Annotated in this window: 14 protein-coding genes and 1 tRNA gene; 4 read left to right on the top strand and 11 right to left on the bottom strand. The window is 55.7% G+C overall.

Going from position 1 to position 15,270, the window contains the following annotated elements; all coding sequences use genetic code 11:
* Positions 1-8 precede the first annotated feature (8 nt).
* Both ACQZ51_RS10545 and ACQZ51_RS10550 read left to right on the top strand, forming a co-directional pair.
* Positions 9-806, top strand: coding sequence for an ATP12 family chaperone protein (locus tag ACQZ51_RS10545; protein ID WP_448777010.1), 798 nt, complete (start codon positions 9-11; stop codon positions 804-806).
* Between the two features lie 71 nt (positions 807-877).
* Positions 878-1,366, top strand: a complete 489-nt coding sequence (locus ACQZ51_RS10550; protein ID WP_448777011.1) for a hypothetical protein — start codon at positions 878-880, stop codon at positions 1,364-1,366.
* Positions 1,367-1,371: 5 nt separating this feature from the next.
* Here the strand turns inward: ACQZ51_RS10550 and fghA are convergent, their stop codons facing one another.
* The 3 genes from fghA to ACQZ51_RS10565 are packed head-to-tail and all read right to left on the bottom strand — an operon-like array spanning position 1,372 to position 3,359.
* Positions 1,372-2,205: an S-formylglutathione hydrolase gene (fghA, locus tag ACQZ51_RS10555; protein WP_448777012.1), complete on the bottom strand. Its 834-nt coding sequence runs from the start codon at positions 2,203-2,205 to the stop codon at positions 1,372-1,374.
* Between the two features lie 25 nt (positions 2,206-2,230).
* Complete coding sequence (locus ACQZ51_RS10560) at positions 2,231-2,893, bottom strand: DUF1345 domain-containing protein (RefSeq protein WP_448777014.1); 663 nt, start codon at positions 2,891-2,893, stop codon at positions 2,231-2,233.
* Positions 2,894-2,903: 10 nt separating this feature from the next.
* A complete protein-coding gene (locus ACQZ51_RS10565) occupies positions 2,904-3,359 on the bottom strand; it encodes a YaiI/YqxD family protein (RefSeq protein WP_448777016.1) in 456 nt (151 codons plus the stop codon).
* Between the two features lie 786 nt (positions 3,360-4,145).
* On the opposite strand from ACQZ51_RS10565, the gene fdhA reads away from it, so the two are divergent.
* A complete protein-coding gene (fdhA, locus tag ACQZ51_RS10570) occupies positions 4,146-5,336 on the top strand; it encodes a formaldehyde dehydrogenase, glutathione-independent (protein WP_448777018.1) in 1,191 nt (396 codons plus the stop codon).
* A 239-nt stretch (positions 5,337-5,575) separates the two neighbouring features.
* On the opposite strand, the gene ACQZ51_RS10575 is transcribed toward fdhA, so the two are convergent.
* The 8 genes from ACQZ51_RS10575 to ACQZ51_RS10610 all read right to left on the bottom strand — a co-directional run bounded on the left by ACQZ51_RS10575 (position 5,576) and on the right by ACQZ51_RS10610 (position 14,778).
* Positions 5,576-7,357 carry a chloride channel protein gene (locus tag ACQZ51_RS10575; protein WP_448777020.1) on the bottom strand — a complete coding sequence of 594 codons (1,782 nt, stop codon included), beginning with the start codon at positions 7,355-7,357 and terminating at the stop codon, positions 5,576-5,578.
* Positions 7,358-7,390: 33 nt separating this feature from the next.
* Complete coding sequence (locus tag ACQZ51_RS10580; protein WP_448777021.1) at positions 7,391-8,221, bottom strand: MBL fold metallo-hydrolase; 831 nt, start codon at positions 8,219-8,221, stop codon at positions 7,391-7,393.
* A 3-nt stretch (positions 8,222-8,224) separates the two neighbouring features.
* Entirely contained in the window at positions 8,225-9,007 is a 783-nt protein-coding gene (locus ACQZ51_RS10585) for a TatD family hydrolase (RefSeq protein WP_448777023.1), read from the bottom strand.
* Positions 9,008-9,014: 7 nt separating this feature from the next.
* The gene (gene metG, locus ACQZ51_RS10590; RefSeq protein WP_448777025.1) at positions 9,015-10,565 is read right to left on the bottom strand and encodes a methionine--tRNA ligase; all 1,551 of its coding nucleotides are present in this window, start codon (positions 10,563-10,565) and stop codon (positions 9,015-9,017) included.
* Between the two features lie 96 nt (positions 10,566-10,661).
* Positions 10,662-11,687, bottom strand: a complete 1,026-nt coding sequence (locus ACQZ51_RS10595) for a DNA polymerase III subunit delta' (RefSeq protein ID WP_448777027.1) — start codon at positions 11,685-11,687, stop codon at positions 10,662-10,664.
* Entirely contained in the window at positions 11,684-12,355 is a 672-nt protein-coding gene (gene tmk / locus ACQZ51_RS10600) for a dTMP kinase (protein WP_448777029.1), read from the bottom strand. The genes ACQZ51_RS10595 and tmk overlap by 4 nt, the downstream gene beginning before the upstream one ends.
* Positions 12,356-12,428: 73 nt before the next feature.
* A complete protein-coding gene (locus tag ACQZ51_RS10605; RefSeq protein WP_448777031.1) occupies positions 12,429-13,598 on the bottom strand; it encodes a D-alanyl-D-alanine carboxypeptidase family protein in 1,170 nt (389 codons plus the stop codon).
* Positions 13,599-13,719: 121 nt separating this feature from the next.
* Positions 13,720-14,778: a septal ring lytic transglycosylase RlpA family protein gene (locus ACQZ51_RS10610; protein ID WP_448777032.1), complete on the bottom strand. Its 1,059-nt coding sequence runs from the start codon at positions 14,776-14,778 to the stop codon at positions 13,720-13,722.
* A 259-nt stretch (positions 14,779-15,037) separates the two neighbouring features.
* On the opposite strand from ACQZ51_RS10610, the gene ACQZ51_RS10615 reads away from it, so the two are divergent.
* Positions 15,038-15,127, top strand: a tRNA-Ser gene (locus ACQZ51_RS10615).
* Positions 15,128-15,270: the final 143 nt, after the last annotated feature.

Consider the following 15,270-nt stretch of genomic DNA (forward strand, 5'->3'; position numbering starts at 1 on the left):
GACGTATCATGCGTGATCTGTTGAATGATCTTACGGAAGGCTTAAGCCATCCTGACCCCATTCGCCGCTCCCAAATCCAGATGCAAAAGCCGTTGCCAAAGCGCTTCTACAAGGACGTGACCGTAGGTGAAACGGAGGAGGGCGCTTTTACCATTCTTCTGGACGGCAAGACCATGCGCACGCCTGCCAAGAGCACGCTTTCGGTGCCAACCCGTGCGCTGGCGCAGTTGCTGCGAGACGAATGGGATGCTCAGACCGAGGTCGTCGATCCAACGATCATGCCCGTTTCGCGCCACGTCAATACGGCCATTGATGGCATTGCGAGTGATCCCCAGGCCGTGTTCGAGGATATCCTGCGTTTTTCCTCCAGCGATTTGCTCTGCTACCGGGCAGGCGAGCCGCAAGAATTGGTCGAACGCCAATCCGATCAATGGGATCCCATCTTGCACTGGGCGGCCAATACGCTGGGTGCACGTTTCATTCTGGTCGAAGGCGTCATCCATCAGGAGCAGCCACGCGAGGCGATCGCTGCCTTCGCCGTGACCTTAAGAAAATACGATACGCCGATCGAACTCGCCGCGCTCCATACCATGACGTCGCTGACCGGTTCGGCTATTCTCGCGGTCGCCCTGGCCGAAGAAGAGCGCGATCTGGATGATATCTGGTCGCTCGCGCATCTGGATGAAAACTGGACGGCCGAGCAATGGGGCGAAGACGAGGACGCCCAGATCCGCACTGCCAAGCGCCTTGTGGACATGCGCGCCGCAGTTGACGTCTTGCGGGCGGCACGATCCGATCTCAAGTGACGCTTTAACGGTTTTCTAACCGTAAATGATGATGATGGATGCCGAGCCTGACGTTGGGGGAGGCGTCTATCATGCATCACTCGCTAAAGCGTCTTTGCATACTTGTTCTGGCATCGCTGTCGCTCATGTCTTTCAGACTTGAGACCGAGACGAGAGACGCCGATCGCTTGCTTTATGATGTCCGGGGCGCTTTTGTTGCGGCGAGACCTGAAGTCTCCGCCGACCTTATGCAGACAATCCACTACGAGATTTCAAGCGCCATACAGGCAACAACCCGAGATAAAACCCGGCCGCGTGTCGTGCTGACGATCCGGCTTTTAAAGGTCACCAACACATCCTTGATGTTTGGGGAGAGGGCGTCGGCACGCGTTCTCGTACGCGCCGCCGCCGTGCAGACCGGCGAAGTGGTCGCGGAGACCACATTTACCGCGACCATTCTCGGCCTCGACAGATCAACAATCCAGCGTGAACTTGCCAACGGAATTGCCGATAGGGTGATTACCGAGTTCCGCCTCGATAATCCCTCATCTGTCACGACAGCCTTGTTCCCGGGCCGTTAGTGCGATCAACCAAGACGTTCGGCGTGCCACTTCAAATGATCATCCATGAATGTTGAGATGAAATAGTAGGAGTGGTCGTAGCGTTCATGCATGCGCAGCGTGAGATCAATGTCGGTGCCCTTGATTGCCTCTTCGAAAAGCCATGGCCGAAGACCGGTCTCGAGGAAGTTGTCCGCTTTGCCTTGATCGATCAGGAACTCCGGGAAGCGTGCGCAGTCTTCAACCAATGAGCATGCGTCGTATTGGCGCCACGCAGCCTGGTCTTTGCCGAGATATTTCTCAAATGCAGGCGCTGACCAGTCAGCTGATGAAGGTGCCACAATGGGAGCGAAAGCCGAGCAGCTTTTGAAACGCTCAGGGTTTTTGAGCGCGATGGTCATGGCGCCATGTCCGCCCATGGAATGCCCGAAAATGCCTTGGCGGTTCATATCGACGCGGAATTGTTCAGCAATAAGGGCAGGGAGTTCCTGCGTTACATAGCTGTACATCTGATAATGCGCCGCCCAAGGTGCCTCGGTCGCATCCAGATAAAAGCCTGCGCCCTTGCCCATCTGCCAATTGGTCAGCTCGTCTGCGACGTCGTTGCCGCGCGGGCTCGTGTCTGGGCATACAATAATCAGGCCGAGCTCTGACGCCATGCGACGATATTCACCCTTGTCCATCACGTTGGCATGGGTGCAGGTCAACCCGGAAAGATACCAGACCACAGGGCAGGGCTCGTGAATGGCTTTTGGCGGAACATAGACTGAGAATGTCATCTCGCATTGATTGACGTCTGAATCGTGGGAAAAGACGCCCTGCATGCCGCCGAATGCGGTATTCTGAGAAATGATTTTCATGGGATTCCTGTGTTGACTGGAGCGATCAACCGGCCAGCGAAACTGCGGCATTGACAGCCGCCGCAACCAGCACGGTGTTGAAGAAGAACGACACGATGGAGTGCACAAGCACAAGCTTTCGCATGGATGTCGTCGTGATGGTCACATCGGATGTTTGCGCTGTCATACCGATGACGATTGAGAAATAGAGAAATTCGTAGATTCCGGGGTCTTTTGTCTCAGGAAACTCCATCCCGCCGCGCATTTGCTGTTTGCCACCAACCTTTGCCGGACGCCAGAACACATGGGCGTAATGCATCGCGGTCATCGTATGGATGGTCAGCCAGCCGAAAACGACTGACAGAATTGCCAAGGACAGCGACCAGATCGTTTCGCCAGTCGTATGGTTCAGCGCGCTGAAAAGCGATACGACCGCAACGCCGACGGCGAGACATGCGATCGCAATAATCACGAATGTTGGCAGATCATCGCTATCAGCATGCGCCTTCAAATGGGCCGCGGTGAGACGCGGCAGCCGGAACAGCAAGCCAACGAGATAGGTCAAGAAGAAGACGATAACAGCACCTTCGACCGCCAGAGATGGTCTGACAATCAGCGCGCCGATCAGCACAAGCGCACTCAGCAAAATCGCAATGATGAATGAGCGGTGGCGCTGGAAATTATGAACCGTCGGCTGAGTGGTTTTCATGATCGCGTCCTTAAGCGTTGCCTTTTTGGGCACGACGGCAAAGACGGTCAAGTGTCTCCAGAAACTGTGACCGGTCGCGCGGAGAAAATGCCGCGTTATAACCCTTGCTTTCACCTGTTTCACGCAAATGCGCGCCGAGATCACGCATCGCTGTTGCCATGCCGATGTTGGTCTTATCGAAAACACGACCGCTCGGTCCGGTCACCTGCGCACCATTGGCGACGCAACGCCCGGCCAAGGGCACATCTGCCGTAACAACGATATCGTCTTCGCCGGCACGTTCTGCAATCCAGTCATCGGCAGCATCAAACGAGCTTGAAACAATGACGTTCTTGACCATGGGATCGCGTGATGGGCGCAAACCAGAATTTGCGACAAACGTCACTTCCAGCCCGTGCCGTTCCGCAACCTTCAAAATCTCGGATTTCACAGGGCACGCATCGGCATCAACGTAAATCTGCGACATGATTCTCTTCTCAGGCTCATTTTTTAGATCACTTTTAGAAGGATGACACCAAACTCCCAAGCGCTATTTGCATCGGTGGGTGAGCATTGATCAAAAGCCGAGTGGCATATCAGATGTGGCACACGGTACGACGACGCTGTGAAGGATAATCATAAATAGCGCCAGCGCCGGAGTAAGGGGGGGGTATACGTCATTCAACAGCTCGCAAATATAAATCACATAAGATATATTATGGAACATTCTGAGCAATCTAGTCGATGTCACGTTTATGCGCACCATAGAGATTGCAGCATTCGCATATAATCGCTCACCATTATACCCATCATGAAAATGAGAAATACACTCCCTCCGGTAGCACGTGGACTGGTCGGCATCAGGTCGCTAGCTTTATGAGGTGCCAGTGAGAGCGGCGATTTGCAAGCTAGCCGAATGTCGTCGCGAACGATGGACATGTCGCATTCCCAAGCGCGCTGAAGTCACGACTGTGTTCTTTTATTCATTGCTCAAGGTGTCGATACGACCGTAGGAAATGCCTATAGTCATAGCTTCGGAAGGCGTCGGGTCGTCCAAAAAGACAATTCCGAGGTCCTGGAACCAGCCCTGAGTGTTGCGCAGACCGATTGCGGCGGGCAATCAAGGAGCAATGGGCGGTCTTGCCTTACCTCTCCATTCCCGTTGGGTCGCCATGCCCTGGGAGTAGCACTCGTGCCTTCTAGGGAAATTCAATGACTGGGCATTATCACGGAGGAGTGACGGTGTTTGGTTGCAACCGTGGAGGAGATGGAAATGAGCAAGAACAGAGGCGTCGTTTACCTGCGACCCGGCAAGGTCGAGGTCCGAGATATCGATGACCCGAAGCTGGAGGCTCCTGATGGCCGTCGCATCGAGCATGGTGTTATTCTGAAGGTCATCTCGACGAATATCTGCGGATCGGACCAGCATATGGTGCGTGGTCGTACATCGGCGATGCCCGGTCTCGTGCTAGGCCACGAAATCACCGGTGAAGTCATCGAAAAAGGCATCGATGTCGAGATGCTCGAAGTCGGCGATATCGTTTCCGTACCATTTAACGTCGCATGCGGTCGCTGCCGCTGCTGCAAATCTCAGGATACCGGTGTCTGCCTTACCGTTAACCCGTCGCGTGCCGGTGGCGCTTACGGTTATGTAGACATGGGTGGCTGGATCGGCGGACAGGCTCGGTATGTAACCATCCCTTACGCCGACTTCAATCTCCTGAAATTTCCGGATCGTGACAGAGCGATGTCCAAAATTCGCGACCTCACGATGCTTTCCGACATCTTGCCGACCGGCTTCCACGGCGCAGTCAAGGCGGGCGTTGGCGTCGGATCGACAGTCTATGTCGCAGGTGCCGGCCCGGTCGGTCTTGCTGCTGCCGCCTCCGCACGCATCCTTGGGGCGGCAGTTGTGATGATCGGCGATTTCAACAAGGATCGTCTCGCACACGCTGCCAAGGTCGGTTTCGAGCCGATTGATCTTTCAAAGAGCGATCGTCTCGGCGACATGATTGCGCAGGTGGTCGGGACGAACGAAGTTGACAGCGCAATCGATGCCGTTGGCTTCGAAGCGCGCGGCCACACTGGTGGCGAACAGCCAGCGATCGTCCTCAACCAGATGATGGAGATTACCCGCGCCGCTGGCTCGATCGGTATTCCTGGTCTTTACGTGACCGAAGACCCCGGCGCGGTCGATGACGCGGCCAAGCAGGGCAGCCTATCTCTTCGCTTCGGACTCGGCTGGGCGAAGGCGCAATCTTTTCACACAGGACAGACGCCGGTCTTGAAATATAATCGGCAACTCATGCAGGCTATCCTTCATGATCGGCTGCCAATCGCCGACATCGTCAACGCCAAGATCATTCCGCTCGATGACGCCGTTCAGGGATACGAGAGCTTCGATCAGGGTGCGGCGACCAAATACGTTCTCGATCCACATGGCGATCTTTCAAAAGTCGCGTAGTCGGTCAAGGATGATGCGCACGTAGCGGTGTGATTGTTGAACGCTCGTCACTCCGACGGGCGTTCATTCGCGTCCATATAATGATCGCTTTTGGCAAGTTGCGAGATCGACCCATTGAGTGAGGTTCGGCCGCACAGGCATAAATCCTCCTCCCCTACTCCCGGAGGTTCTAATAAAAGCGACCCCAATAAATCTCAGTCGGCTCCTTACGAGGCTCGCGAAATTATTAGCCATCGTCATCAAATCTCTCCAGATGCTTCACGACGTCTGATGTCTAGCTCTTCTGTGTAGCGTCGCAGCGTGTGGCTTTCTGTGAGCAGTCCAATCGGTCTATTTTCGATCTTGTCGTTAACCACCGCCAGCGCTTCGCTTTCCGTGGTGTCGAACAAGGCTGCGGCTTGGCGGGCATTCATCGTTGGAAGAAGGACGTCGCTTTTGTAGCGCAGATAGGTTTCCAGGCTTATCTTCGCTGCGTCACGTTCCATCGGGTCTGCATAGATTTCCGCCACCAACACTATACCAGCGTAGCGCCCGTCATCATGCACCATGATAACGCGTTGCGTCGACCCTAAGGAGAACTCCTCCTTGAACGCTGGCAAGCCCATGCTGACCTTGGCAGTGCGGACGTCTGGACGCATGATCTTGCCGACTGTCAGGTCTCGTATCCAACCAATATCGTGAGCGCTGCGGATGCTTTCTCCGCGAAGGTGGAAGCGCCATGTGGCGAAGGAGTAGCCAAATGTCGTGCGCACAACCAGCGACGTTGTGATGACTGCCGCCAGTACCAGCACGGTGATCTGAAAGTCGCCTGTCAGTTCCAAAGCCAGAAATGTCATGGTCAATGGCCCACCGATAATGGCCGCCGCAAAGGCACTCATGCCGATCACTGCGTAAACGATGGGCTGGGTGTCGACATATCCAATGTAAGGCGCGCAGATGGCGAAGATTTTGCCGATCAGCGAGCCCATGAACAGCGAAGCAAAGAAAAGGCCGCCTCGGAAGCTGGAGCCGATGGAAATCGCACTCGCCGCCGCCTTGAGCAGGAATATACCGATCAAACCCGCCAGTGTCATGTTGGCATCAAGGTTGAGATGCAGTGCGCCGTGGCCGCTGGATAGAACCTGCGGCGAAATGAGCGCCAAAGCACCTACCGCAACGCCGCCAATTGCTGGGCGCAGCCAGACCGGTATTCTGCTCTTTCGCGCAGATTCCTCGATGAATGACACTGTTTGCATGAGAACGATACCAACGCCTGCGCAGACCATGCCGAGGAAAATTGCCGGCACATAATCGGGTGGCGTCACTTCGCTGGTTCCGAAAATATCGATGCTCAGACCATGCTGCGATAATAGCCCGGCAACGATGGTCGAAACCAGCGCCGAGACAATCAATGGCGCAAGCGTCACAATGGTGTAGCTGCCGATGATCAGCTCGATGGCGTAGAACGCGCCTGTCAAAGGGGCGTTGAAGGCGGCTGCAATGGCACCTGCTGCGCCGCAGCCCACGAGGATACGCATGTCCCCTCGCCGCATTTTCAGGTTTACGCCGAGCTTGGACGCAATGCCGCTGGCCACCTGTGTGTAGCCAGCTTCCAAGCCAACCGAGGCACCGAAACCGTTGGAAATGATGTTCTGAATGCAAACGATGAGACTGTCGGTGAGCGAAAGCCGGCCGCCATGAAGCGCGTTAGCCTCGATTGGGTCGATCATCGGCTTCTTGCGGGTTCTGGAAATCACGAACATGAAGCCGCCGAGGAGAACCCCGCCCATCACGGGACCGGCCAGCACGATCCAGCTGGACAGATCGCTGCTGCTCAGCCTCTCAACGCCGAAGATGATGACGTGCAGTTGCGTCGCGATCGCGCTGATTAGGACGACGAAAACACCTGCGCATGCACCGACTAAGATTGCGAGGAATACAAGTGCAAGCTCACCGCGGCGGAAAACGGCGCGAAGCCGCGTTGTTCGCAGATTATCAAAGAAGCTTGAAAGGCTGGGTGCGCGGAAGGGTTTTGTAGACATGAAGTTCCTCCGGCATTTCAAAACGCCCGTGAATTACGAATCCTGAGCGGCGACGTCGATTTCAAGTTGCATCTGGTCATAGCCAGGCTGAACGTGATCCGGCGTTTCGCGCATGACTGTGTCGTAATCAAGTGGCGTGTGCATATGCGTCAGCACGGCACGTCCGGGCTGGAGCTTTTCGATCCAGCCGAGCGCCTGTTCAAGCGAGAGATGGCTTGGGTGATATGTGTACTGCAGCGTATCGATGATCAGCAGATCTAGCCCCAGAAGCTTCGAGACAGATCCTGGGGGGAAATCGCTCACATCGGTGCAATAAGCCACATCGCCGATTCGAAAACCGAGCGAATGCGTATCGCCATGCTGCTGCATATGCGGCATGAAATGAATGGTTCCGCCTGCCCCGCTGATTGCAACTGGCGTATCCATATTGGCAATCAGGTGGCCATCGATGATGGGTGGGTAATTGCTGCCCGGCGGCGTCTCCAGACAATAGGGAAATCCATCTCGAATACGCTGCATCGTAATGGCGTCTGCATAGATGGGAACGCGTTTTCTGGTGGAGATGAAATATCCGCGCAGATCATCAATTCCGTGCAAATGGTCTGCATGGGCATGGGTGTAAAGCACGGCATCGATGTTTACGACTTTCGCCGCGATCATTTGGGCACGCAGATCAGGTCCGGTGTCGATGATAACGGTGGTGACGCCGCCATCGGGTGCAATCTGCTCGACCATGAATGCGGCACGGCTTCGCTGGTTTTTCGGGTTGTTTGGGTCGCAGGCTCCCCAGTCGCCGTTGATCCGCGGCACGCCGGGAGACGAACCGCAGCCAAGTATCGTAAACCGACGCCGAAAGCCTGCCACAGCCTACACCCTTGTCATTTTCGAAAAGCAGCGAAAGGCGTTCTCCGTCGTGATCTGCGACATCTCATCAAAGCTGATGCCATGGACCTCAGCTAGAACTTCCGCTGTATTGACGACGTAGGATGGTTCGTTGCGCTTTCCGCGCCAGCGTTTTGGCGCAAGATAAGGCGCGTCCGTTTCCACCAGCAAACGATCCAACGGCACTGTCGCGGCAATATCGCGGATATCTTGCGACTTGGGAAATGTCAGAATGCCCGAGAACGAGACGTATCCACCCAGTTCCACACCAACCTTCGCCAATTCCGGTCCGGCGGAAAAGCAATGCAGAATGAAGGGAAATGCCCCCTTCCCACTTTCCTCACGCAAGATCGCGATCATGTCATCATCAGCACTGCGGCTGTGAATAACGAGCGGAAGCTGCGTCACTCTGGCAGCCTCGATATGACGTCGCAGGCCAGTTTTCTGATCTTCCGGCTTTTGCGTATCGTAGAAGTAATCAAGACCCGCCTCGCCGATTGCGACAATCTTGCCATGGCTGTTGGCCAGCCGCACCAGATCGTCGGTCGTAATGTCGAGTTCTTCATCCGCATTGTTGGGATGCGTGCCGACCGAGCAGAATACGGACGGATATTTGTCCGCGATCTTCAAAAGCTCCGGTAGCCGCGCCACGCGGGTGGAGATCGTTACCATCTGTGCAACGCCCGATGCGTGAGCGCGCGCGATGAGATCGTCGCGCTCTTCATCGAAATCGGCAAAGTCCAGATGGCAATGGGTATCAATCAGCATGTTCAGTTCAAACCTCTGGCGCCACATAGCGCGGGAAGACCGGCTTCGGCGCTTCAAGCGGTGTACCCGGAACAAGGCGTCCCGCCTCACCCAGTGCTGCAAAGTCACGTTTGTTAGCCGGTGCGGCAACCAGATCCAGCAGCTTTTCACAGGAGCCGGGCATAAACGGCTGAAGCAGGATGCCAATCTGGCGCACGACTTCCGCAGTTACGTAAAGCACCGTGCCCATCCGTTCTGGATCGGTCTTTTTCAACGCCCAAGGCTCCTGGCCGGCAAAATAGCGGTCCGTTTCTGAAACGACGGCAATGATCGCGGCAAGCGCCTTATGGATCATCTGCTTGCCCATTTCATCGCGGCACGTTGCCTGCAACGCGTCGGCGGCTGCAAGCATGGCCTTGTCTTCATCGGTAAAGGCGCCGGGCGTTGGAATTTGGCCGTCACAATTCTTGACGATCATGGACAGCGAACGGCTGGCGAGGTTGCCAATACCATTGGCAAGATCGGCATTGATGCGGGTCGCGATACCCTCTTCACTGTAGCTGCCGTCCTGACCGAATGAGACTTCGCGCAGGAAGAAATAGCGCACAGGATCCAGCCCGAAATGGTTCACCAGATCAACAGGATCGACGACGTTGCCGACGGATTTCGACATCTTCTCACCCTTATTGAGCAGGAAGCCGTGGGCAAAGACGCGTTTTGGCAGCGGCAGACCGGCGCTCATCAAGAAGGCTGGCCAATAAACCGCGTGGAAGCGTATGATGTCCTTACCGATAATGTGCGCGTCAGCAGGCCAATATTTAGCGCGCGGGCCATTCTTGTCTTCAATGTATCCAGTTGCGGTGATGTAGTTGGTCAACGCATCGACCCAGACATACATCACATGCTTTGGGTCATCGTGCACCTTGATGCCCCAATCGAATGTCGTGCGAGAAATCGAAAGGTCCTTGAGGCCGGATTTGACGAAGGAAATGACTTCGTTGCGGCGCTCGGAAGGGCCGATAAAGTCCGGCTGCTCCTCGTAGAGCTTCAGAAGCTTGTCTTCATATTCAGACAACTTGAAGAAGTAGCTCTCTTCCTCAACCCATTCAACAGGCGTGCCCTGTGGTCCGTAGCGAACGCCATCGGCGCGCACTTCTGTCTCGTCTTCTGCGTAATAGGCTTCGTCGCGAACCGAATACCAGCCCGCATAGCTATCCTTATAGATATCGCCGCTTGCTTCCATCAGCTTCCAGATGTTGCGCGACGTCTCGTGGTGGCGCTCTTCCGTGGTGCGGATGAAATCATCGTTGGACGCATTGAGCAGCTTACCCATGGCGCGGAACTGATCAGAATTGCGCTGCGCCAGCTCTTCTGGCGAAATACCTTCTGCGCGGGCGGTCTGCTGCATCTTCTGGCCGTGCTCATCAGTCCCTGTCAGAAAGAAGACATCCTTTCCATCCAGGCGCTGAAAACGTGCCATGGCATCCGTCGCGATAAGCTCATAGGCATGGCCGATATGCGGCTTGCCATTGGGATAGGAAATCGCGGTTGTGATGTAGAAAGGTGTCTTGTCTGTCATGACGCTCGATCGGTTCTGGGGTCTGTTTTTGAGATAGTCCGCTCTTAGCCTATTGTTCGCACAAGCGAAAGCAAAAGCCTTCGAAATTGTGCGGTATCAAACAGAGCGCATGTCTTCCAGAATGGACAGCACCATCTGTTTCTTGTCCAGATTATAAGCCTGCGCAACCGTGATGCGCTCTGTAAGCGTGGAGGACAGGCGCGCATGTCGCTCGGCCGCCGCCAGATCACCCGCCATGGCCGCAGCCCTTGCCCTGTCCATCAGGGCTTCGGTCGCATGCTCCATAAAGAAACCAAGAACGATATCGCCGTCCTTCTGCGCCAGAACATCCGCCAGTTTGTGCATCTGCCTGCGCGCAGATGGTCCGGTTGCCACCATCACTTCGCTGAACACATCGACAATATCGGAGCCGCCATAATTCAACAGCTTCAATGCCTGTGAAATGCTGCCTTTGGAGGCGTCGAGAAGCGTATCGCGCTTTTCGGCAGACATGGACAGCCCAAGATGCTGCAGCGCCCTCTCCATATCGTCGCTCTGCAACGGCAGCAGACGAAGCGGCATACAGCGGGAGCGGATGGTGGGCAAAAGCTTCCCCGGCGCGTGGGAAAGCACGAGGAAAAGAGCCCGCTTGGGCGGCTCTTCCAGTATCTTCAAAATGGCGTTGGCCGCATTGCGGTTGAGATCATCCGCCGGGTCGATGATGACGATGCGCCAGTTGCCGGTGCCTGAGGTCTGCGAGAAGAAATGCCCTGCCCTGCGCACCTCATCAACGGTAATGGCGGACTTCACCTTGCCCGTCTTTTCATCGACCGGGCGTGTGAGATGCAACAGATTATGCGACGCACCAGAAGATATTTGACGGCTGACCATCGATCCGGCATCTGGATCGGCAAGGTGTTCGGGCGCCAGCGACGGATCTGGATGAGACAGCACGTGGTTTGCAAACCGAAATGCCAGTGTAGCCTTGCCAATCCCTTCCGGCCCCTCAATCAGAACCGCGTGATGGCCTTTGCCAGAACGGTAGGATTGCGCAAGAAATTGCTCCGCCTCATCATGGCCGAATAATTTGGTGTTGTCCTGCGGCGGAATTGCACCATCCAGAACGCCCTGAGCGTCACTCATTCCGCAACGTCCGATCTTACTTTTTTGCTGTCCAGAAGCGGCTCCACCAGCGCCCAAACGTCCTCAGTCACTTTTTCCTTGGGCTGTTCGGCGTTGACGGTGCGGCAACGTCGCGGCTCATTAAGCGCAATATCGAGATAGGCCTCGCGGCGCTTCTCATGCGTCTCCAATTCTTCCTTCTCGAAACGATCCGGCGTTGCGCCTTCATCTGCCCGCTTGCGGGCGCGGGCAAGGCCTGCCGCGGCTGGAATATCGAAGATCAGCGTTATGTCAGGCATCGTGCCATCGATGGCAATGCGTTGAAGCGTTTCGATGAATTCCGGCTCCAGATTGCCCGTCGCACCCTGATAGACCCGCGACGAATCGAGGAAGCGATCACACAACACCACGGCACCACGCTGCAAAGCGGGGCGGATAACCTCTTCAACATGGTCGTTGCGCGCAGCCGCAAACAGCATCGCTTCCATGCGCACGCCAAAGGGTTCCGCCGCGCCAGAAAGCAGCACGTGCCGCACGGCCTCCGCGCCCGGTGATCCACCGGGTTCCCGCGTCACGACGACATCCAGACCCCGCGCGCGTAAGGTTTCAGCAAGAATATTGATCTGGGTGGACTTCCCAGCGCCCTCGCCGCCTTCAAAGCTGATGAACAATCCGGTGTTTTCGGGCAATTTCTCTTCCTGACTTCAGCAGTTACGCCTGCTTGAGGTTAACCCATATAGAACTCTCGGCAAACCGGGCAAGTCATAGCCAGAAGAAAAGCAGTTCCTTCAGCGCACCGGCGGCATTCTGGGTCAAAGTCCCCTCTGTCACGGCAGCCGTGGTGTAAAGCGGCACTTCGCGAAGCAGCTTCTCGCCGGAAAAGATCTTCAGCGTCGCGGCCTTGTGGCCCGCCTCAAGAGGTGCGTTCATGGGCCAGTTGTAGACGATACGCCCGGACAGGCGGTCGGGATTATTGAGAGGCACCAGCACGCTCACCGGCTCATGCACGGCAAGGTCAACGGCACTCGATGAGCCACCGTAAACGCTGATGTTCCCGACGGTCTCGTCTTTCTGGAACAGATTGCGCTTCTGGAAGGCCGTCAGCCCCCACTCCACCACCCGGCGGACTTCTTCCTGGCGTGTCTTATCGTCCGGCATCCCAGCCAGTGTCAGATAGATACGGCGACCATCCCGTTCAGCCGAGACGAGCGCTGAAAACCCGTGGCCCTCCGCAAAGCCCAGACCCATGCCATCGATACCGTTGCCAAGAAGCGCGTTCTTGTTGCGCTGGAATATCCGGTTCCATTCGAAATCGGGTTTGCTGAACAGGCTATAGCGATCCGTAAAGGTGTCGTGAATATGCTTGCCCAGAACCACCATGTCGCGCGCGGTTGTCTTGCTGACCTGATCTGGTAGCCCGGTGGAATTGGCAAAGGAACTGCCCGTCATCCCCAAAATGCCAGCTCGCTCGCTCATGCGCTTGGCAAATGCGGCATCCGACCCAGCCATCCCTTCAGCGATGACAAGGCAACCATCATTCGCGTTCTGGACGATGACGCCAGTCAGCAGATCATTGATTCCGACAGAGGATTTAAGCGCAGCGAACATTGTGGATGCACGTGAAGGCGCGCCGCCTGTGCGCCAGGCATATTCGGAAACCGGGTAGCTGGTTTCTGCGGTAATCTGGCCCTTGGTCAGCGCATCCATCACCAACTCGACTGTCATCAACTTGGCAAGAGATGCAGGCGCAAACTGTGCATTTTCATTGATGGCCAACAGGACAGTGCCGGTTTCGGCATCGATCATATAGGCTTGCTGCGCTTTCAAAACCAGGCTGTTGCTGGCTTGGGGATGGACGCCTGAAGTGCTTGCCCCTAGAAGGGTTGCAACGACCAGAACAGTGCGAATGGATCGGTTCAGTATATCGCGCATCAACACGCCAGCCCGTTGTCTTGCATTAACAATGCCTGCGCATTCTGAAGAATATGATAACCGCGCGTGGCAGTTCTCACCCAATCATAGGCATTTGGGATGCCTCAGTTCGTGGTAGAGATCATCGACCCCTGCCCTGCCTGTTTACGAAATCGAGGATTGACTGTTCGTTCAAGCTGCCCTTGTTGACGAGAACTTTGTCAAAGGCGCTTGCTGCCTTGGAAACTGTCTTGGTCTCTTCTGAATATGCCGAAGCGAATCTGGCCGATGGCGCACGAAGGTAGTTGCCCTCTGGGCGCTCGATCAGGAACGGGCCAATTTCAGGCAGCACAACGAATTGCTCGCTTGCGCCTTGTCCCATCACAGGCGCCGGACCATTGACCAGCGGCATGGCCTGCAAGGCTTGGCTTTTCTTTGAGCCAACCAGAGCTGTCTGAGCCGAGCCGCCATAGGCGGGGCTCTGTGGAATTGGAATATTGGTTGCCGAAGCAGATGCGACCATCACACCGCTTGCAATCTGGCCCTCAGGATTGATGCCAGGGTTACGGGAGCCTTTTGGCGAATATGATGCCATGAGGAAAGGCATATCGTGACCGTCCAGCGGCGCGCGCCCAACATATTGAACGCGGACATTGGCTGTTCCGGTGGCCTTCATATCAAGCAGGTCAGCGGTCTTGCTGGAAACGTCGATCAGACGTCCCTCGTGGAACGGACCACGGTCATTGACGCGAACAACGACGGAAGAGCCGTTATTCAGATTGGTAACGCGTGCATAGCTGGGCAGAGGGAACGTTGGGTGGGCCGCGGAAAGGTGCTCCTTATCATAAGCCTCACCATTGGCCGTCAACCGACCGTGGAAGGCCGAGCCGTACCAGGACGCAAGACCTGATTTGTCGTAGTTCTGGTCTTCCTTGGGGAAGTAGCGGCGACCTTTGACGGTATAGGCATTACCAACGAGGAAGCGCCCGCCGCCCTTCGGAACATTTGCACCCTCAGCAACCCGCGGACTCGCCTTCACGCCATATTCGGATTCGGAAAAATATTCCTTGCTGCGCTTTGGCTTCGGCTTCGTATTGGTGTCCGACGTCGTGGAACAGGATGCGGTCGCTGCGCATAGAACGGCAATGCCGAGCCACTTGGCGCTCACTCCGGCTTTCATAACAGCAGATTTCAAATCCATGCCCCGCGTTATTATGGGCCGCCTCCGCAGCAACCCCTCTATACCTCGATCGTCATGCCCTCTGACATCGAAGTACCTAACAGCCCCCTAATCTTGCCCCTAACATGGCGAAAATGCGAATGCCGATAACGATTTCACTAAAATTGTAATTAACGTGGTTAACCAAAAGCTAACGCAGGCGTCGTCGCGACGATGCAGAAATGCCTACTGTGACGGATTGACGAGCGGAGCCAAACCGATATAAAGCCACCCGTAAGACGGATGGGTGTCCGAGTGGTTTAAGGAACCGGTCTTGAAAACCGGCGTGCGTGAGAGCGTACCGTGGGTTCGAATCCCACCCCATCTGCCACGTATGTTTCGCATACGTTCCTATATGTTCCGTTTTTGTATTGCGTAGCACGCCTTTTTAGGTTTCTGTGTTCCCATTCGTTCCTACCCCTTTTCATACAATCCCATGAAAAAGCGGGTACGGTTGCGGGTACTTTCAGAATA

Source organism: Agrobacterium sp. CG674 (assembly GCF_053521645.1).